The following is an 18388-nucleotide window of genomic DNA, read 5'->3' as shown; positions in this document are numbered from 1 at the left end:
AATCGGTCATTGCCGCAGCACGGCAGCCAAGCTGGCTGCCAGGTCTTGCAGGCGGCTCAGGTTGTGCACGGCCACCATGCCGTGGGCCTGGCGGTGCAGCTCGGCCGCGCCGCGTGCCGTGGGCGCATAGCCCTCAAATCGCAGCAGCGGGTTGAGCCACAGCAGCCGGCCACAATGGCGGCGCAGCCAGCCCAGCTCCTGCGCCAGCACCTCGGGCGTGCCCGTGTCCAGCCCGTCGCTGATCAGCAGCACCAGCGTGCGCCGCCCCACCAGCCGCCGGGCATGCTGCAAACGCAGCTGCGCCAGGCTGTCACCCATGCGGGTGCCGCCTGCAAAGTCGCTGATCGAATGGCTGGCCACCTGCAGCATCGCGTCGGTGTCGGCCAGGCGAAAGGCGGGCGTGAGGTCGGTCAGCCCGGTGCCAAACGCAAACACGTCGCGGCGCACGACCCCACCTGCAGCGCCGGTGTGGCGCGGTGCGGTGGCAGCATGCAAAAACGCCAGCAGCAGCCGCGCGTAACGCTCCATGGAGCCGGACACGTCCACCAACACCAGCAGCGGCAGCGGTTGCTGGCGCCGCTGCATCAGCGGGATGCGCAGCACCTCACCCCCATTGCGGGCCGCGTGGTGCATGGCGCCCGGCCAGTGCGGGCGGCTGCCACGCACACCAGGGCGGGTGCGCCGGGCCGCGTAGCGCGGCAGGGGCAAGGGCACCTCGCGCGCCAGGCGCTCCACCAGCAGGTATTCGCTGGCCGAGAGCTGGTTGAAGTCCGCGTGGCGCAGGCGCTGCAGGTCGCTGGCCGTCATGGCGGCGTCGAAATCGATTTTCTCGTCCTCGCGCGGCGGGGGCGTGTTGCGCGCAGCCCGCACGGGGGCCAGCGCCTCGCTCACACGCGGGCGGCGCTTGGCGGGCTCGGCCTTGGATTCGGCACTGGGCAGCATCTGCGCGAGCAGCTTTTGCGCCACGTTGGGGTTGCGAAAGTACGCGTCGAACAGCTCGCGGAACACCATGCGGTCCTGCTCGCGGCTGACCAGCACGGCCTCCAGCGCGGCGCTGAAGTCCTCACGCCCTACGCCTACCAGCATCACGGCCTGCTGGGCCAGCGCCATGCGGGCGGCGTCCACGCGCACACCGGCGCGGCGCAAGGTGCGGCCAAAACCGCTCAGGTTGTCGGCGAGCTTGCCGGTGCGGGCGTCGCCCAATTGGGAGATCGTCTTGCCTTCTGCCACGGCTGCGCCCTCAGGCATCGACGTCGGCGGGCTGCAGCAGCTGCCCCGCCATGTCGCGCGTGAGCGCCGCCACATCCTCGCGCTGCTTGAACAAGATGCCTGCGGTGTCGGACACCACTTCCGGGTCCACCACGATGGTGTCGAGCGCGACCAGCGCCTTGGCCCACTCCACGCTCTCTGCGATGCCCGGCGCGCGCTGGAAGGCGTTGGCGAACGGCTGGCTGCGCAGGCGGCCGACAAAATCCGCCACCTGGGTGGCCAAGGCCGCGCTGGCGTCCGGCACCTGCGCGCGCACGATGGCCAGCTCGCGCTCGCGCTCGGGGTAGTCCAGCCAGTGGTACAGACAGCGGCGCTTGACGGCGTCGTGCAGGTCGCGCGTGCGGTTGCTGGTGAGGATGGTGACCGGCGTGGCCGTGGCGCGCACGGTGCCGATCTCGGGGATGCTGACCTGGTACTCACCCAGGTATTCGAGCAAGAAGGCCTCGAAGGGCTCATCGGCGCGGTCCACCTCGTCGATGAGCAGCACCGCGCCGGGCGCTGGCGCCTGCAGCGCTTGCAACAAGGGGCGGCGGATGAGATAGCGGTCTTGGTACACCTCACGCTCCACCTGCGCCATGTCGGCACTGCCTTTGCCTTCTGCCGCACGCATGTGCAGCAGTTGGGCAGCGTAGTTCCATTCGTACAGCGCCTCGCGCTGCTCCAAGCCGTCATAGCACTGCAGGCGGATCAGGCTGCGCTCCAGCACTTCGCCCAGGGCCTTGGCCAGCGCCGTCTTGCCTACACCGGGTTCGCCCTCCAGCAGCAAAGGCCGCTGCAGCTTGAGCGCCAGGAACACGGCCGTGGCCAGCCGCCGGTCGGCAAAGTAGCCCACGCCCTGCAAAGCCAACACCAGGGCGTCGATGGAGGACAGCGCGGGCGCGGTCATGGGCACAGGAGGGGAAACGTTCATTACTATAATTTTTATAGCTACTAGCGCTTGATAGATAAGCGCCAGAGGCCAATTTCATTCAAAAATCTTGGCATACCATCCACCGAGATGAAAACTGATCCGCAGGTCGGGTTAGCCCGCAGGGCGTAACCCGACACCCACACAACACGCGGGGCGGTGATGTCGGGTGGCAGCGTCGGGTTACGCTGCGCTCACCCGACCTACGGGAATCGGACCATTTCGTCACCCCAGCATGCGCTCCACCGCTCTCTGCGTCTGCACACTGATGAGATTGGCGCGGTAGGCCGCGCTCGCGTGGATGTCAGCGTTCAGGTCACTGGCATCAATCTTCACCGCTGCGGCAGACTGCGGCGTGAAGCTCTGGTTCAGCGCTGCTTCCAGCCCCGCATGCCGGAACACGCTGCTGGCCGCACCGGTGATGGCCACGCGCACGCCGCCATCGGTTTGCGCCACAAACACGCCGACCAGCGAGAAGCGCGATGCAGCCTGCTTGAACTTGAGATACGCCGCGCGCTTCGGGATGGGGAAGCGGATGGCGGTGATGATTTCGCCCTCTTCCAGCGCTGTGGTGTACATGCCCACAAAGAAGTCGTCGGCCTTGATTTCTCGCTGGTTGGTGATGACGGTGGCGCCCAGGCCCAGCACCGCGCTGGGGTAGCAAGCCGCCGGATCATTGTTGGCCACCGAGCCACCCAGCGTTCCACGCGCGCGCACCTGGCGGTCGCCGATGTGGGCGGCGAGGTCGGCCAGTGCAGGAATCGCGGCCTTCACGTCCGAGCTGTTCGCCACGTCCATGTGGCGTGTCATGGCACCGATGACGAGCGCGTTGCCCTCGCGGCGGATGCCCGCCAGCTCGGGAATGCTGTTCAGGTCAACGATCTTTTCAGGGTTGGCCAGGCGCAGGCGCATCGACGGCAACAGGCTCTGCCCGCCTGCCAACAACTTGCCGCCCTGGGCGATAAGTTGTGCAGCGGCTGCGGTGGAGGAGGGATTTTCAAAGGTGAATGCGTACATGCTGGTTCTCCTCAGGCTTTGGCACTTTGAATCGCTTCCCACACGCGGTGCGGCGATGCGGGCATGTCGAACTCTTTGACGCCCAGCGGGTGCAAAGCATCGAGCACGGCGTTGATCACCGCTGGTGGTGAGCCAATGGCCCCGGCCTCGCCACAGCCCTTGGTGCCCAGCGGGTTGTGTGTGCAGGGTGTGCAGACATGGCCGAGCTTGAACTCGGGGAAGTCGTCGGCGCGCGGCATGGCGTAGTCCATGAAGCTGCCGGTGAGCAATTGGCCCGTTTCGCGGTCGTACACGCAGTTTTCCATCAGCGCCTGGCCAATGCCCTGCACCAGGCCGCCGTGCACCTGGCCCTCCACGATCATCGGGTTGATGATGGTGCCGAAGTCGTCCACCGCTGTGAACTTGTCCACGCGGGTGCTGCCCGTGGCTGGATCGATTTCGACCTCGCAGATATAGGTGCCCGCAGGGAAGGTGAAGTTGGTCGGGTCGTAGAACGCGGTTTCGTTCAGGCCCGGCTCCAGCACGTCCAGCGGGTAGTTGTGTGGCACATACGCCGCCAGAGACACCGAACCGAACGGAACCTTCTTGTCGGTGCCCCGCACGCTGAACTCGCCGTTGGCAAAGTCGATGTCGGCGTCGCTGGCCTCCATCAGATGCGCTGCAATCTTCTTGGCCTTGGCCTCGATCTTGTCCAGCGCCTTCATGATGGCGGCGCCACCCACGCTGATCGAGCGCGAGCCGTAGGTGCCCATGCCAAACGGCACGCGGCCCGTGTCGCCGTGCACGATGTCCACGTTCTCCACCGGGATGCCCAGGCGCGCGGCCACCACCTGCGCAAAGGTGGTCTCATGCCCCTGGCCGTGGCTGTGCGAGCCGGTGAACACCGTCACGCTGCCCGTGGGGTGCACGCGCACCTCGCCACATTCGAACAGGCCGGCGCGTGCGCCCAGGGCGCCTGCGATGTTGGACGGCGCAATGCCGCAGGCCTCGATGTAGCTGCTGTAGCCGATGCCACGCTTCAGTCCCTTGGCCTCGCTGGCCGCCTTGCGCGCCGCAAAGCCCGCCACGTCGGCCAACTCCTGCGCCTGGGTCATGCAGGCGTGGTAGTCGCCCACGTCGTACTGCAGCGCCACGGGCGTCTGGTAGGGCCAGCTGGTGATGAAGTTGCGCTTGCGGATCTCGTCTTGCGGCAGGTTCATCTCCCAGCCACAGCGCGAGACCAGGCGCTCCAGCAGATAGGTGGCCTCGGGCCGGCCCGCGCCCCGGTAGGCATCCACCGGCGCGGTGTTGGTGAACCAAGCATCCACCTCCACATATATCTGCGGCGTGGTGTACTGGCCTGCCAGCAGCGTGGCATACAAGATGGTGGGCACGGCACTGGCAAAGGTGCTGAGGTAGGCGCCCATGTTGGCGTCGGTGTGCACGCGCATGGCCAAAAACTTGCCGTCTTTGTCCATCGCCATCTCGGCGTGGCTCACATGGTCGCGACCATGCGCGTCCGACACAAAGGACTCGCTGCGGTCGGCCACCCATTTGATGTTGCGGTTGAGCTTTTTGGAGGCCCAGGTCAGGCACACGTCCTCGGCATACAAAAAGATCTTGGAGCCAAAGCCGCCGCCCACGTCGGGCGCGATCACGCGCACCTTGTGCTCGGGCAGGCCCATCACAAAGGCAGTCATCAACAGCCGCTCCACGTGCGGGTTCTGGTTGCTGACGTACAGCGTGTATTCGTCGTTGGCGCGGCTGTAGCTGCCAATGGCCGTGCGCGGCTCCATGGCGTTGGGGATGAGGCGGTTGTTGACCAGGTCCAGCTTGGTCACATGCGCGGCGTTGGCAAATGCGGCGTCCACCCCGCCCTTGTCGCCAATGGCCCATTTGTAGCAATGGTTGTCGGGCGCGGCATCGTGCAGGCCTGCGCCCGCCACCTTGCCTGCGGCGGCATCGGCCACATTGACCACGGCGGGCAACACGTCGTAGTCCACCTCCACCAGTTCGGCGGCATCACGCGCCTGCTGCTGGGTCAGCGCCACCACCATCGCCACATGGTCGCCCACGTAGCGCACCTTGCCCTGGGCCAGGATGGGGTGCGGAGGCTCCTTCATGGGCTGACCATCGGTGCTGGTGATGAGCCAGCCGCAAGGCAGACCGTTGATGTTGTCGGCCGCCACATCGGTGCCTACAAACACACCCAGCACACCGGGTGCGGCCTTGGCGGTGTCAATGTTGATGCTGTTGATCTTGGCGTGCGCGTGCGGGGAACGCACAAACACCGCGTGGCTTTGCGCGGCCAGCACCACGTCGTCGGTGTACTGGCCCGCGCCGGTCAGGAAGCGATAGTCTTCCTTGCGCTTGATCGATTCGCCGATGTGCGGCAGTTTGGAAAAGTCGGATGCACCCATGGTTCTTCTCCTTTGTGTTTAAGCCGAAGCCATGGCTTTTTGGCCAACTTGCACCGCGCGCACGATGTTCTGGTAACCCGTGCAGCGGCAGATGTTGCCTTCGAGCAGCTCGCGGATTTCGCCTTCGTTGGCGTTGGGGTGGTTTTTGCAAAGGTCCACGGCGCTCATCACCATGCCCGGTGTGCAGAAGCCGCACTGCAGGCCGTGGCACTCTTTGAACGCGGCCTGCATGGGGTGCATGGTGCCGTCAGGGGCGGCCAGGCCTTCGATGGTCTGCACGTCAGCGCCCTGCGCCTGCACCGCCAGCATCGCGCAGGATTTGACGGCCCGGCCGTTCACATGCACGGTGCACGCCCCGCACTGGCTGGTGTCGCAACCCACATGCGTGCCGGTGAGCAGAAGATGCTCTCGCAGCGCATGGACAAGCAGGGTATTGGGGGGGACGTCAACACTGGCGGCGCGCCCGTTGACCGTGAACTGGACTTGCATCTGGCTGTCTCCTGAAGAGGTTTTGGCTGGACTGACCTCGCGCATCTTCTGCCGCACCCTGCCCCGCATCCCTAGGGACAACCCTAGATTTCCGGCAGCCCCCACTGGATATTCTCAAAATGAAACATGTTGCAGCGCACACCGGCGCATCATGCGCAGCTCAAAGGAACCGGTTCACCATGCTGTCCTCCGCGCCCGCCTCCACCGCCCACCGCCACGCGCTCATTGCGCAGGCCCGCCAGACCTTGCTGGCGGATGGCGTTGTGCCTTTGCGCGCAGAGGTGGAGCCGTGGATTGCGCGGTCGTGGCAACGCTGCCTGACCCAGGGGCTCAAACCCGCCCAGCAAGTAGCGTTTGACGCTGTCAGCGCCCCGGCACTGCGCCGCAGCCAGGAGCAAAACCACCACCTGCTGCGCGCCGCCCGGCCCGTGCTCGATCAGCTCACCCGCGCCATTGCCGGCATGCGCTACTTCGCCATGCTGACGGACGCACGCGGCATCGTGGTGGATGTGCAAGGCCCTTGTGACCAGAGTGACCCACGCGCCAGCGCCATCGGCCGTGTGGGCATCGACCTGTCAGAGGCCGCCGTGGGCACCACCGCCATCGGCGCGGCGCTGGCCGAGCTGCAGCCCGTGTGGCTGCACCGGGGCGAACATTTTTTTGATGACAACAGCAGCTACAGCTGCGCAGGCGCGCCGCTGTTCGACCCCCATGGGCAATGCGTGGGCATGTTGGACCTGACCGGCGTGGATGTGCCCGAGCGGCCCGAGTTGCGCCACCTCGTGGCCCGGTCGGCCCGGGCCATGGAAGACGCCCTGCTGCTGCAACTGCCCCACGCCCTGCTGCTGCGCATGAACTGGCCCGGCTGCCCCCTGGGTGGCGAAGGCGATGGCCTGTTGACACTGGATGGCGACGGTGTAGTGGTCGGCGCCAACAGCATGGCCCGCCAGTTGGTGCCCCAGCCGCTGCGCATGGCGGGGGCACCCACCCACTGCAGCGACTTGCTGGCCATGCCATGGACCATGTTGTTCGATGCGGCGCGGCGGCACCCGGCGCAGCCGCTGGATTTGCCGCTGTGGTCCGGCCTGCGCCTGCAGGCACTGGCACTGCTACCAGACCCCGCACGCAGCCCTGTCGGCGGCCCAACGGTGGCGGTAACGCGCGCCATCCCAGGCACCTCGACCGTGGCAGCCCCGCTGCGCGAAGCTGAAACCGCCTTGATCCGCCAGGCCGTGCAAGACGCCCGGGGCAACGTGGCCGAAGCGGCCCGCGCACTGGGCATCAGCCGCGCCACGGTGTACCGCAAGCTGGGGGCGCCGAGGGGTTAGGAAGGGGTATTTGCGTCGAAAATATGAGTCAAAAGTGCCTCTAGCGCTTGATAGATAAGCGCTAATAGCTATCAATTTAGTAGTATTTCATTGCCGCCACAGGAACGGGCAACCGTGCGCCGCAAGGCCGAAGCACCACGCTTCTCGGCGCCAATCAGCCGTCCACCAGGGCCAGCACCACAGCGTTGTCTTCCACCACCAGCACCACCGAACTGCCCGCACGCAGCCCGCTGCCTGGCGCTGCGAACCCCACCATCTGCAAGCCCCCCGCCAGTTCGGCAGACACCTCGTCGCCCGCCTCGCCCCGCACCACGCGCGTGGCTTTGGCAGGCAGGCGGTGGGTGCCAGCAAGCGTCGCCGTCGACGATATTGCAGTGGTGGCAGACGCCACGCGCCCCCGGCGCTCCACCCGCACCGCCGTGGCCTTGCACAGCGCCTGCACTGCCAGGCCCGGCTGCAGGCCCAGCAGCTCTGCACTTTCGTGCGTGATGCGCGACGCCAGCGCGGCGGGCTTGTCCCCCTCCGCTCCCCCCGCACCCACATCCCCCAACCCCAAGCGCAGATGCACCCACACCAACTGCCCCTGCACCACCAGCCGCTCCACAACACACGGCAACTGGTTGCGCATGCTGGTGCGCACCGCCAGCCGCGCCAGCGCGGGCCCTGCGTGCGGCGTGGCCTGCCAGCGCGACAGCACGGCCCCGCGCGCCTGCGCCATCGCATCGGCCGCCGCCAGCAGCTGGTGCCCCGCCTCGGTCAGCTGCGCTCCGCCGCCGCCCGCGCCACCCACGGCCCGCGCGACCAGCGGCGTGCCTGCCAGATTGGTGAGTGTGTCCACCGCCTGCCACGCGGCCTTGTAGCTCACGCCCACCGCGCGCGCGGCCTGCGAGATGGAGCCACAGGCGCCGATCTGGCGCAGGATGTCGATGCGTTTGTCGGCCAGGGCATGGCCCAGCGCGTCAGAGAAGGAAAGAGAAGCAGCAGGCATGCGCCGATGATGCATGAGCGGCGCCGTCACACGCCGGTGCGGCGCAGCCCAGTGACCGGCTTGGCGCGCGTCTGCTGGCGCTCCAGCGCCCCCGCTGCGGCCGCCTTCAGCAGCCGCTGAAATGAGGGGCACTGCGCATGGCTTTCTGCCGGGCAGGCGGCCGCGTGCCGCAGACCGTTGCTCATCGCCTTCAGGCGTTTGACCATGGTGTCCAGTTCATCGGCCTTGGCGGCGAGCAGTTGCCGGTCGATGCTGGGCTCGCCGCTGGGCAAAAACATGGCCCGGATGTCATCCAGCGAGAAACCGGCCGACTGCCCCAGCGCAATCAACGCCAGCTGGTCAAGCACCCCGGGCGCAAAACGGCGGCGCTCGCCGGGCTGCCCCACCGAGTGCACCAGCCCCTTTTCTTCGTAATACCGCAGCGTGGAAGCGCGCAGACCCGAGCGTTTTGCCACTTCCGCAATGTCCATCAAAAAACCTCTTGACTTCAAGTTGACTTGAACTTCTATATTCACTTCAAAACGTTCTTCCGTCAATTTTTCAAGGTGCTTTGATGACACTCCCATTGCAAGACATTCCCCTCGCGATGCTGATCGGCATCGGCGCCACCGCCGTCATGGACGCTTGGCTTGTGCTGCTGAAAAGCCTGGGCGTCCCCACGCTCAACTTCGCGTTCATAGGCCGCTGGGTAGGCCATCTATTCCGGGGCCAGTTCGCCCATGCGGCCATCGCCAAGTCGGCCCCCATCCGGGGCGAGCTGGCCTGGGGCTGGCTCACGCACTACGCCGTGGGCATGGTCTTCGCCACCGTGCTGGTCGGCATTCAGGGAGTGGACTGGCTGCGCAGCCCCTCCCTGCTGCCCGCGCTGGCCGTGGGCATCTGCACCGTGGCAGCGCCGCTGCTGGTGATGCAACCCGCCATGGGCGCTGGCTTTGCGGCATCGCGCACTCTCACGCCGCTCAAGAACTGCCTGCGCAGCCTGGCCAACCACACCGTCTTTGGCATCGGCCTCTATCTGTCCGCGCTCGCCATCGCACTGGTTTCGCGATGACGTCTCTTTGCGTTTTGTCTCCAGAAATCAACCCACGGAAATCACAGCATGAAAAACATTGCCATCATTTATCACAGCGCCCACGGGCACACCGCGCACATCGCCGCCCACGTTCTGGAGGGCGCCCAAGGCGTCCCCGACGTGCGGGCCGAACTTTTGCAGGCGCAGGATCTGGCCCACACGCCCGACGATCTGCTGCGCTACGACGGCGTCATCCTGGGCTCGCCCACGTATCTGGGCGGCGTGTCCGGGCCGTTCAAGACCTTCATGGACGCCACCGGGCGGCTGTGGAAAACGCAACAGCTCAAGAACAAGCTGGCAGCAGGCTTCACCGTGTCGTCGCTGCCCTCGGGCGACAAACAGTCCACGCTGCTGTCGATGTGGGTTTTTGCCATGCAGCACGGCATGGTGTGGGTGGGCAACCCCATCCTGCCCGAGCAGCACGCCGGGGTTCCGTATGACGAAGCCGCCAACCGCCTGGGCTCCTGGTCGGGCCTGATGGCGCAGGCAGGCCATGGGGCTGCAGCGGATGCGTTTGTGCCGGGCGACACCAAAACCGCCCGGATGTTCGGCCGTCATTTCGCAGAAACCTTGCAGCGGTTGACCGATGTGGCGGCGCACCAGCCTGCCCAAGAGGTCGCCGCATGATCCCCGCCCGCTACGGGCCCGTGCTGTTCAGCTTCATCCTGTCGGGCGTGATGTCGCTGCTGGTGTCCGGCATCTCCACGTTTCGCGCCGTGCCGGTGGACCAGGGCTTTGTGGGCCTCTGGGTGGGCGCATGGCTCACGGGGTGGCTGTTCGCGTTTCCGGCGGTGATGCTGGCCGCGCCGCTGGCCCGCAAAGTGGTGGCGCGGATCGTGGCGGTGGATGGGTAGTGGACAGCACCTGCGACGCCCGTGCCTATACTCTCGCTATTCCATAAACGAATAGCGCTTGCACATCCAACCACCATGCCCCATCGCACAGCCCTCATGATCCGAGCCTTTGCCTGCGCCGTCATCGCAGGGGCCGCGCTGAATGGCGCGCACGCCGACACCGTTTCCGTCTCGGTGGCCGCCAACTTCACGGCACCCATGCAGAAGATCGCTGCTGCGTTTGAGGCGGACACGGGCCACAAAGCCGAGCTGTCGTTCGGCGCCACCGGCAAGTTCTACGCGCAGATCACCAACGGCGCGCCTTTCCAAATCCTGCTGGCGGCCGACGACACCACGCCCGCCAGGCTGGAGCGCGAAGGCAAGGCAGTGCCCCACTCCCGCTTTACCTATGCCATCGGCACGCTGGTGCTGTGGAGCGCCAAGGAAGGCACGGTGGACGACCAGGGCGCCGTGCTCAAAACCGGCGATTTCAAGCATCTGGCCATCGCCAACCCCAAGCTGGCCCCCTACGGCCTGGCCGCCACGCAGGTGATGGACAAGCTGGGCGTCGCTGCCGCGCTGCAGCCGCGCCTGGTGCAGGGCGAGAACATTGCGCAGACCTATCAGTTTGTGGCTACGGGCAATGCACAGCTGGGCTTTGTGGCGCTGTCGCAGGTGATGGCCGATGGCCAGGTCCGCAGCGGCTCGGCCTGGCAGGTGCCTGCCAGCCTGCACGACCCGATCCGCCAGGACGCCGTGTTGCTCAACCCCGGCAAAAACAGCGCAGCCGCCACCGCGCTGCTCACGTACCTGCGCGGTGCCAAAGCGCGCGCCATCATCCAGTCGTACGGCTACAGTTTCTGACGGCCCCTACTGCCCTATTCCATGCCTTTCTCCAGCGCCGATCTGGCAGCCATTGGCCTCACGCTGCGGCTGGCCGGCACCACCATGGTGTTGCTGCTGGTGCTGTGCACGCCGCTGGCCTGGTGGCTAGCGCACACGCCGTCGCGCTGGCGTGGCCCAGTGTCGGCCGTGGTGGCCTTGCCGCTGGTGCTGCCGCCTACGGTCATCGGCTTTTATCTGCTGGTGACGATGGGGCCGAATGGGCCGCTTGGGCAAATGACGCAGTGGCTGGGGCTGGGCACCCTGCCCTTCACGTTCTGGGGGCTGGTGGTGGGCTCGCTGATCTATTCGCTGCCTTTTGCCGTGCAGCCGCTGCAACATGCGTTCGAGGCGATAGGGCCACGCCCCATGGAAGCCGCCGCCACGCTGGGCGCAGGCCCGCTCGACCGCTTTTTTACCGTGGCGCTGCCGCTGGCGCGCCCGGGCTTCATCACCGCCGCCATCCTGAGCTTTGCGCACACGGTGGGCGAGTTTGGTGTGGTGCTCATGCTGGGCGGCAACATTCCGGGGGTGACGCGTGTGGTGTCGGTGCAGATTTATGACCATGTGGAGGCGCTGGAATACACGCAGGCGCACTGGCTGGCCGGGGGCATGGTGCTGTTCTCGTTCGTGGTGCTGCTGGGGCTGAACCTCACTCGCCGCAGAACATCGTCGATGGTGCAGTGATGGCAGCCGACGCCTCTCCATCCCACATCACGGCGCAATTGACCGTGGTGCGCCCTGGCTTCACGCTGGACGTCAACCTGCAATTGCCCGGCCGTGGCGTGACCGCGCTGTTCGGCCCCTCGGGATGCGGCAAGACCACCTGCCTGCGCGCCATTGCCGGATTGGAGCGCGCACAACCGGGGCGTGTGGTGGTCCATGGCGACGTGTGGCAAGACGATGCCCAGAAAATCTGGCGTGCCACGCACGAGCGGGGTCTGGGCTACGTGTTTCAGGAAGCCAGCCTGTTCGACCACCTGACCGTGCGCGGCAACATCGATTACGGCGTGAAGCGCACGCCCCCCGCACGCCGCAAGGTGGCGCTGGAGCAGGCGGTGGAATTGCTGGGCATCGGCCACCTGATGGACCGCAAGCCCCAGGCGTTGTCTGGAGGTGAACGCCAACGTGTGGCCATGGCCCGCGCACTGGCCACCAGCCCCCGCCTGCTGCTGATGGACGAGCCCCTGGCCGCCCTGGACGCTCAGCGCAAGGCCGAGGTGCTGCCCTACCTGGAGCGACTGCACCGCAGCCTCGACATCCCCATGCTCTACGTGAGCCATGCCATCGACGAAGTGGCACGGCTGGCCGAGCACATGGTGCTGATGCAGGAGGGCCGCGTGCTGGCCCAAGGACGCACCGATGCACTGATCGTGCGCCTGGACCTGCCCCTGGCTCATGGCGACACCGCCGCCACGGTGATTGAAGGCACGGTGCAGCAGCACGATGTGCGCGACCACATCACCACGGTGGCGTTCAGCGGTGGGCAGCTGTTGCTGGTCAGCCCCACGGCGCGTGCGGCGGGCGACACCATTCGGCTGCGGGTACAGGCCCGGGACGTCAGTCTGGCACTGACCGCCCCCTGCGACAGCAGCATCCTCAACGTCTTGCCCACTACGGTGGCGGCACTCAGCGAAGACAGCCCCGGGCAGCTGATGGTGGCGCTGGATGTGGGGGCCACGCGGCTGCTGGCGCGGGTGACCCAGCGCTCCGCTCAGGCGCTGGCGCTCGTCCCTGGCAAGCCGGTGTTCGCACAGGTCAAAGGCATTGCCATCGTGAACTGAACGGCCGTTTTGGCGCGGTCACAACGCAAGGTCCACGTGCTTTTTTGTAAGAAATAGCGCCACCCTTCGGTCGTATGATCACCGCCAAAACAAGGGTGGGAGTGTGTGGACATGGTTTCAATCTGGCAGGACGCCACGCAGGCGTTTGGGGTGGCGTTCCCGCCACTGCTGCAGAGTCTGTTGTTCTGGGTGTTCGCCTCGCTGGTGGTGCATGTGTGCCAGCGGTTGGTAGAACACACGGCCTATTCGGTAGACCCCTCCAGTCGGCGCATCAGCGCGTCGCACGCGGCACTGTGCATTGGCTGCGTTGTGTGGGCGCTGGATGTGGTGGGCCTCTTCATGTATGCAGAGCTGGCGCACCATGTGCTGGAGCTGGTGCCCGCGCTCAGCGGCCTGCTCATCATGGCCATCAGCGCGCGTTTCACCATTCCTACACTCAGCACCAGTGCCAGCAAACGGCGCATTGTGTTTGCCGGGGTGTGGCTGGCCGCGGGCATGCTGGCCGCGCACTTTACGGTCACACGCGGCCATGTGCACAGCTTTGCGCAGGTAAACTGGCTGGCCATTGTGTTGTCCATGGCCACGGCGGTGGGCCTGGCCACCTACACCTCGGTGCGCCACCGCTCGGCCAAGCTCAGCGTGCTCACGCCGCACTTCAGGCAGCAATCCTGGCAAGACAAGCTGCTGTGTGGCGCCACCGTCTTGTTGCTGCACTGGCTGCTGGTCAACACCTTCCCCCTGCACCTGGGCGACCCGAAAGGCGAATCGGATGGCATTGCCCTGCTGGTCATCGTGCTGGTGTTTGCCATTGCGGTGTCCATTGAGCAGCTGAGCAACATGCGCTGGGACGCCGGCCGCCAGCAGCTGTTGCGCCGGGGGCTGTCGATGATGCGGGTGTCCAACATGTCGCAGAACGCCGAGCGCGATATGGAGCTGTCCCTCATTGCCGACCACCTGCACACCCTGCTGCAACCCGACCGGCTGGCGCTGCACTTTCAGCCCATTGTGGATTTCGAGCGGCGCGGCGTGCAGTTTGAGGCGCTGCTGCGCCTGACGGACAAAACACTGGGCAATATCAACCCTGAAACCTTTTTGCTGGTGTGCGAGCTGCAGGGCAAAACCGCCGAGGTGGACCGCATGATTTTGCGCAACGCGCTCGACTGCGTGCAAGCATGGAAAACAGCAGGCCTGCACGACGCATCGATCAGTGTGAACGTGGCGCCCGTCACGCTGCTGGACGACCACTTTGCCCCTTGGCTGCGCGAAGAACTGGCCCAGCGCGCGCTGCCCGCCCGCATGCTGAAGCTGGAGATGACGGAGCACGCCATCATTGCCCTGGGCTCGCAGATGGTCGCCGCCATCCACGACCTGAGCGCCATGGGCGTGGCGGTGCTGATGGATGATTTTGGCGCAGGGTATTCATCGCTGGGCATGCTGGCCGATTTGCCGATTGCAGGCATCAAGTGTGACCGCCTGTTTGTGCGCCAGCTCGCGCAAGACCGGCGTCGGCAGTCGCTGCTGCGGCACGTGGCTGCGCTGGCGCAGGAGTTTGGTTTGTCGGTCGTGGTCGAGGGCGTCGAGACCGTGGAAGAACTGCAAACCCTGGCGTCCGTGGGGCTGCACAGCATTCAGGGTTATGTGTTCAGCCGACCCATGCCGGCCCGTGAGGTTCCGCAATGGCATCGCACGCAGATGCCCGCCCAACGCGCAGCGCTGCAGGCCACACTGCACGCGCCCCGCACTGCACAGACCAGCCACGCAGTACACGCGCCCGCCCTACCCCCCGTGCCCTGGGCGCCCAGAGCCTGACCCTCCACCACCACCCGACTTCCCCCATCTGTGACAACCCTCAAAACACTGGTCCTTGGTGGCTATGGCAACTTTGGCACGCGCATCTGCCGCGGCCTGGCGGGCGACCCCGCCAGCCACCACCCCATTGCGCTGCTGGTGGCGGGCCGGGATGCCGGCCGCGCCCAAGCGCTGGCCGCCACACTGCACCACGGCGCACAAGGCGTTGCGCTGAACCACCAGGCCCCGGGCCTGACAGACCGGCTGCGCTCGCTGGGTGTGGGCCTGGTGATTCACACGGCGGGGCCGTTTCAGGCACAGGCCTATGGCGTGGCACAGGCCGCTGCCGAGGCCGGTGCGCACTACATCGACCTGGCCGATGGCCGCCGGTTTGTGTGCGACTTCCCGGCCGCCATGCAGGCGCATTTCGTAGCAGCACAGCGCACGGCCATCACCGGTGCCAGCACGGTGCCAGCGCTGTCGTCTGCGGTGGTGGACCACCTGTGCGCAGGCTGGCAACACATCGACAGTGTGGACATCTGCATTGCCCCCGCACAACGCGCGCCCCGCGGTCAGGCCACCCTGGCAGCCGTACTGAGTTACTGCGGTCTGCCGATCAACGTGTGGCAAGAGGGCCGCTGGCAACCACAACGCGGCTGGGCGCAGCCCACGCGGGTGCACTTCCACCGGCTGCGGCCCCGGTTGGGCGCGGTGTGCGACATCCCGGATCTGGAGCTGTTTCCCGCGCACTACCGCGCCCGCGACCGCGTGACCTTCCGCGCTGCGCTGGAGGTAGGGCTGGCACAGCGCAGCTTTGCCGCCATCGCCGCGCTGCGCCACTGGGGCGTGCTGCCACACCCCGAAAAGCTGGCCGCGTTGATGCACCACACCGGTGGCGTGCTGGATTTCATGGGCACAGGGCTGGGGGGCATGGTGGTGCGTGTAGCAGGCGCCGATGCGCAGGGCCAGCCCCGGCGCCGCGCCTGGCACATTGCGGCCGACAACGACCACGGCCCCGAAATCCCGTGCATGGCCGCGGTGCTGCTGGCGCGGCAACTGGCCGCCGGGCATACCTTGCCCATGGGCGCGCACACCAGCACCAGCCAGTTGCCCCTTTCGGCGTTTGCGCCCGAGTTCGCCCGATGGGGCATGGTGACGGATACGCTGGAGGAAGCCCTGTGATGCGCCTGACAATGCGCCTGACAATGCTTCTGACAACGACGAATCCCCCCAACACCATGAACCCCGCCGCCCGCCAACTGCTGCGCTTGAGCCTTGTGTTTGTGTGGCTGGCCACGGCCATCGTCAGCGTGGTGGAGCTGCGCGGGCAAAGCCGCGACCTGCTGGTCAGCCTGCCCGCCGCCTGGAGCGACCCGCACCTGGCCACCGCCCTCATCCTCAGCGGCGCCGCAGCCAACGCCCTGCTGGGGCTGTGGGTGGCCTGGCGACCCGGCCGCGCCGCCTACTGGGCCGCGTTGGTGTTGATGGGTGTGATGACCCTGCTGGCCACCTTTGTCGACCCGGCCTGGTGGCTGCACCCGCTGGGCCCGCTGACCAAGAACCTGCCGATGGCGGCCATCTTGCTGGCGCTGTTGCAAGACGAAGCCCGCGCGCAGCCATGAGCCTGCACCGTTCGCTCAGTTGGCCGCACACCCATCGTCGCGCCCGGCGACAGAGGGGCATGGCCAAAAACTACCCCAGCACTTCTGCTGGTCAGGGCGCCCCAAACCCCAGCCGCTGCAACACCGCCTGCGCCGCAGGCTCCTGCAATGCCCGGGCAAACGCCTGCGCGGCGTCGGATGCCCCGGAGTGCACCGTCAGCCCATAGGCGGCACCCACTTGCAGCGACGCGGGCAATTGCACCACGCGCAAACGGGGCACCTCGGCCTGCGCGGCTACGGCATTGGTGCAGTAGGTCAGAAACACATCGGCCTGGCGTTGGTCCATGACCCAGGCGTAGGTGCCCTGGCCTGCGGGAGGTTTGGGGGAATCGGCGCCGCCCGTCAGCTTCAAGGCCTTGGCATCCAGCCGCGCATAGGCGCCAGACTGGACTGCATCCGCCCTGCGAAACATCGCCCAGGCGTAGTCGCCCGAGGGGTCGGCTTTGGGGGTGGAGGTGCCCACCCGCACATCGCCGCGCAGCAGGGTGGCCAGCAGCGTGTCGGGGGTGGCGTTGATCTGATCGCTGGTCAGTGCGCACAGCGCGTTGCGCGTGAACACGGTGGGCGCCTGCCAGCCGCCGCGCATTGATAGGCGCTGGGGATGGTCCATGTCGGCCGAGGCAAAGACCTGCGCGGGTTCGCCTTTTTCAATGCGGTCACGCAGCAAGCCCGATGCGCCCAAGGTGAGCACCACCTTCTGGCCTGTGCGGGTCTCGTGGTCGCGTGCGATGTCGGTCAATGCCCCGCGCAGGCTGCCCGCGGCGTACACCTGCACGGGGACGGCGTCAGCCACGGGCGCCCCACCGGGCGCTGAGGCACAACCGCTCAGCGCGGCAACCAACGCAGTGACCGCGATAAAACCCGCCCTGGGCTTGGCAAGGGTGGCCATGGCCGCGTCTCACGGCACCGCGTTGGGGAAGAACAGCTGCTCGCCACCAATCTTGTAGCCTGCGATGGCGCTCTGGCCTGCGGGCGACACGATCCAGTCGACAAACTTCTGCGCGTCTTGCGCCTTCACGTGGGAATGTTTGGCGGGGTTGACGACCATCACGCCGTACTGGTTAAAGAGCTTGGTGTCGCCCTCTACCAGCACCGCCAGGTCCGCACGGTTCTTGAAATTGAGCCAGGTGCCGCGGTCGGCCAGTGCATAGGCGCCGCTGGATGCAGCGATGTTCAGCGCCGGGCCCATGCCGCAGCCACATTCTTTGTAGCCACTGCCCTTGGCAGCGTCAGCGCCCGCGAGCTTCCAGTACCGCAGCTCGGCCGCATGCGTGCCGCTCTTGTCACCGCGCGAGATGAAGTTGCCGTTGGTGGACGCCAGCTTTTGCAGCGCCTGAACGATGTCTTTGCCACGCGTGCCGGCCGGGTCGTTCTTGGGGCCCACCAGGATGAAATCGTTGTACATCACGGGGTAGCGCTTGACGCCCCAACCGTCGGCCACAAACTTTTCTTCGGCCACCTGGTCGTGCACAAACAGCACGTCGGCGTCGCCACGGCGCGCCATGTCCAGCGCCTGGCCGGTGCCCAGCGCCACCACTTTCAGGTCGAGGCCACTGGCTTTCTTGAACTCGGGCAACAGGTACGAAAAAAGGCCCGATTGCTCGGTGGACGTGGTCGATGCCATGGTAATGCTTTGGGCAAACACCGAACCAGACGCTACCAAAATAGTAGCTACCAGCGCTTTATGGATAAGCGCTAAAGGCCTAAAAGGCTTCAAATTTTTCCTCGCCGGGCTGCCCCAAGATGAAGAAGCCTCCTGGGGGGGCAGCGAGCGCACGAAGTGGGGAGCGTGGGGATCAATTCTCGTCATACCAGTTCTCCTTTGACAAACAAACGGGCGGCCTCGGGCAAGGGGCCGTTGAAAAAGTCGTGTACGGGCAAATCCGCCACCACACGGCCGTGCTCCATGTAAATCACGCGGCTGGCCAGGCGCTTGACCTGGCCCAGGTTGTGGCTGCTGAACACCATGGT

At 66.3% G+C, this 18388-nt stretch carries 19 protein-coding genes and 1 pseudogene; 10 read left to right on the top strand and 10 right to left on the bottom strand.

The window, feature by feature from the left end:
* Positions 1 to 6 precede the first annotated feature (6 nt).
* The 5 genes from ACK41V_RS15920 to ACK41V_RS15900 all read right to left on the bottom strand — a co-directional run bounded on the left by ACK41V_RS15920 (position 7) and on the right by ACK41V_RS15900 (position 6081).
* Complete coding sequence (locus tag ACK41V_RS15920; RefSeq protein ID WP_409783593.1) at positions 7 to 1248, bottom strand: vWA domain-containing protein; 1242 nt, start codon at positions 1246 to 1248, stop codon at positions 7 to 9.
* Positions 1241 to 2155, bottom strand: coding sequence for an AAA family ATPase (locus tag ACK41V_RS15915; protein WP_409783640.1), 915 nt, complete (start codon positions 2153 to 2155; stop codon positions 1241 to 1243). Before ACK41V_RS15915 ends, ACK41V_RS15920 begins: the two co-directional genes overlap by 8 nt.
* A gap of 246 nt (positions 2156 to 2401) precedes the next feature.
* A complete protein-coding gene (locus ACK41V_RS15910) occupies positions 2402 to 3193 on the bottom strand; it encodes an FAD binding domain-containing protein (RefSeq protein ID WP_409783591.1) in 792 nt (263 codons plus the stop codon).
* An 11-nt stretch (positions 3194 to 3204) separates the two neighbouring features.
* Positions 3205 to 5592 carry a xanthine dehydrogenase family protein molybdopterin-binding subunit gene (locus ACK41V_RS15905; RefSeq protein WP_409783589.1) on the bottom strand — a complete coding sequence of 796 codons (2388 nt, stop codon included), beginning with the start codon at positions 5590 to 5592 and terminating at the stop codon, positions 3205 to 3207.
* A gap of 18 nt (positions 5593 to 5610) precedes the next feature.
* Complete coding sequence (locus tag ACK41V_RS15900) at positions 5611 to 6081, bottom strand: (2Fe-2S)-binding protein (protein WP_409783587.1); 471 nt, start codon at positions 6079 to 6081, stop codon at positions 5611 to 5613.
* Positions 6082 to 6260: 179 nt separating this feature from the next.
* On the opposite strand from ACK41V_RS15900, the gene ACK41V_RS15895 reads away from it, so the two are divergent.
* A complete protein-coding gene (locus ACK41V_RS15895; RefSeq protein WP_409783585.1) occupies positions 6261 to 7409 on the top strand; it encodes a helix-turn-helix domain-containing protein in 1149 nt (382 codons plus the stop codon).
* A 154-nt stretch (positions 7410 to 7563) separates the two neighbouring features.
* On the opposite strand, the gene ACK41V_RS15890 is transcribed toward ACK41V_RS15895, so the two are convergent.
* Positions 7564 to 8397 carry a TOBE domain-containing protein gene (locus ACK41V_RS15890; protein WP_409783583.1) on the bottom strand — a complete coding sequence of 278 codons (834 nt, stop codon included), beginning with the start codon at positions 8395 to 8397 and terminating at the stop codon, positions 7564 to 7566.
* 26 nt (positions 8398 to 8423) lie between these two features.
* On the bottom strand, positions 8424 to 8867 hold the full coding sequence (locus ACK41V_RS15885; RefSeq protein ID WP_409783581.1) for a helix-turn-helix domain-containing protein: 444 nt from the start codon (positions 8865 to 8867) through the stop codon (positions 8424 to 8426).
* A gap of 116 nt (positions 8868 to 8983) precedes the next feature.
* On the opposite strand from ACK41V_RS15885, the gene ACK41V_RS15880 reads away from it, so the two are divergent.
* From ACK41V_RS15880 to ACK41V_RS15840, 9 genes are all read left to right on the top strand, one after another.
* On the top strand, positions 8984 to 9448 hold the full coding sequence (locus ACK41V_RS15880) for a DUF2938 domain-containing protein (protein WP_409783638.1): 465 nt from the start codon (positions 8984 to 8986) through the stop codon (positions 9446 to 9448).
* A gap of 48 nt (positions 9449 to 9496) precedes the next feature.
* Complete coding sequence (locus ACK41V_RS15875; RefSeq protein WP_409783579.1) at positions 9497 to 10096, top strand: flavodoxin family protein; 600 nt, start codon at positions 9497 to 9499, stop codon at positions 10094 to 10096.
* Entirely contained in the window at positions 10093 to 10323 is a 231-nt protein-coding gene (locus ACK41V_RS15870) for a DUF2798 domain-containing protein (protein ID WP_409783577.1), read from the top strand. Before ACK41V_RS15875 ends, ACK41V_RS15870 begins: the two co-directional genes overlap by 4 nt.
* 96 nt (positions 10324 to 10419) lie before the next feature.
* Positions 10420 to 11166 (top strand): molybdate ABC transporter substrate-binding protein, encoded by a 747-nt coding sequence (gene modA, locus ACK41V_RS15865; protein WP_409783637.1) that lies wholly within the window; start codon positions 10420 to 10422, stop codon positions 11164 to 11166.
* Positions 11167 to 11187: 21 nt separating this feature from the next.
* Positions 11188 to 11871, top strand: coding sequence for a molybdate ABC transporter permease subunit (gene modB / locus ACK41V_RS15860; protein ID WP_409783575.1), 684 nt, complete (start codon positions 11188 to 11190; stop codon positions 11869 to 11871).
* Positions 11871 to 12968 carry a molybdenum ABC transporter ATP-binding protein gene (modC, locus tag ACK41V_RS15855; RefSeq protein ID WP_409783573.1) on the top strand — a complete coding sequence of 366 codons (1098 nt, stop codon included), beginning with the start codon at positions 11871 to 11873 and terminating at the stop codon, positions 12966 to 12968. Before modB ends, modC begins: the two co-directional genes overlap by 1 nt.
* A 111-nt stretch (positions 12969 to 13079) precedes the next feature.
* On the top strand, positions 13080 to 14777 hold the full coding sequence (locus ACK41V_RS15850) for an EAL domain-containing protein (RefSeq protein WP_409783571.1): 1698 nt from the start codon (positions 13080 to 13082) through the stop codon (positions 14775 to 14777).
* Positions 14778 to 14807: 30 nt separating this feature from the next.
* Positions 14808 to 15938 (top strand): saccharopine dehydrogenase family protein, encoded by a 1131-nt coding sequence (locus tag ACK41V_RS15845; RefSeq protein WP_409783570.1) that lies wholly within the window; start codon positions 14808 to 14810, stop codon positions 15936 to 15938.
* Between the two features lie 56 nt (positions 15939 to 15994).
* Entirely contained in the window at positions 15995 to 16378 is a 384-nt protein-coding gene (locus ACK41V_RS15840) for a DoxX-like family protein (protein WP_409783568.1), read from the top strand.
* 91 nt (positions 16379 to 16469) lie between these two features.
* On the opposite strand, the gene ACK41V_RS15835 is transcribed toward ACK41V_RS15840, so the two are convergent.
* The 3 genes and pseudogenes from ACK41V_RS15835 to ACK41V_RS15825 all read right to left on the bottom strand — a co-directional run.
* Complete coding sequence (locus tag ACK41V_RS15835) at positions 16470 to 17306, bottom strand: molybdate ABC transporter substrate-binding protein (RefSeq protein WP_409783566.1); 837 nt, start codon at positions 17304 to 17306, stop codon at positions 16470 to 16472.
* A gap of 9 nt (positions 17307 to 17315) precedes the next feature.
* Complete coding sequence (locus ACK41V_RS15830; RefSeq protein WP_409783565.1) at positions 17316 to 18041, bottom strand: substrate-binding domain-containing protein; 726 nt, start codon at positions 18039 to 18041, stop codon at positions 17316 to 17318.
* Positions 18042 to 18223: 182 nt separating this feature from the next.
* Positions 18224 to 18388, bottom strand: a pseudogene (locus tag ACK41V_RS15825) (phosphate ABC transporter ATP-binding protein); the annotation flags it as partial.

Source organism: Acidovorax sp. (assembly GCF_046291265.1).
Taxonomy (GTDB): Bacteria; Pseudomonadota; Gammaproteobacteria; order Burkholderiales; family Burkholderiaceae_C; genus Acidovorax.
This window is presented reverse-complemented; position numbering and strand designations above follow the sequence as displayed.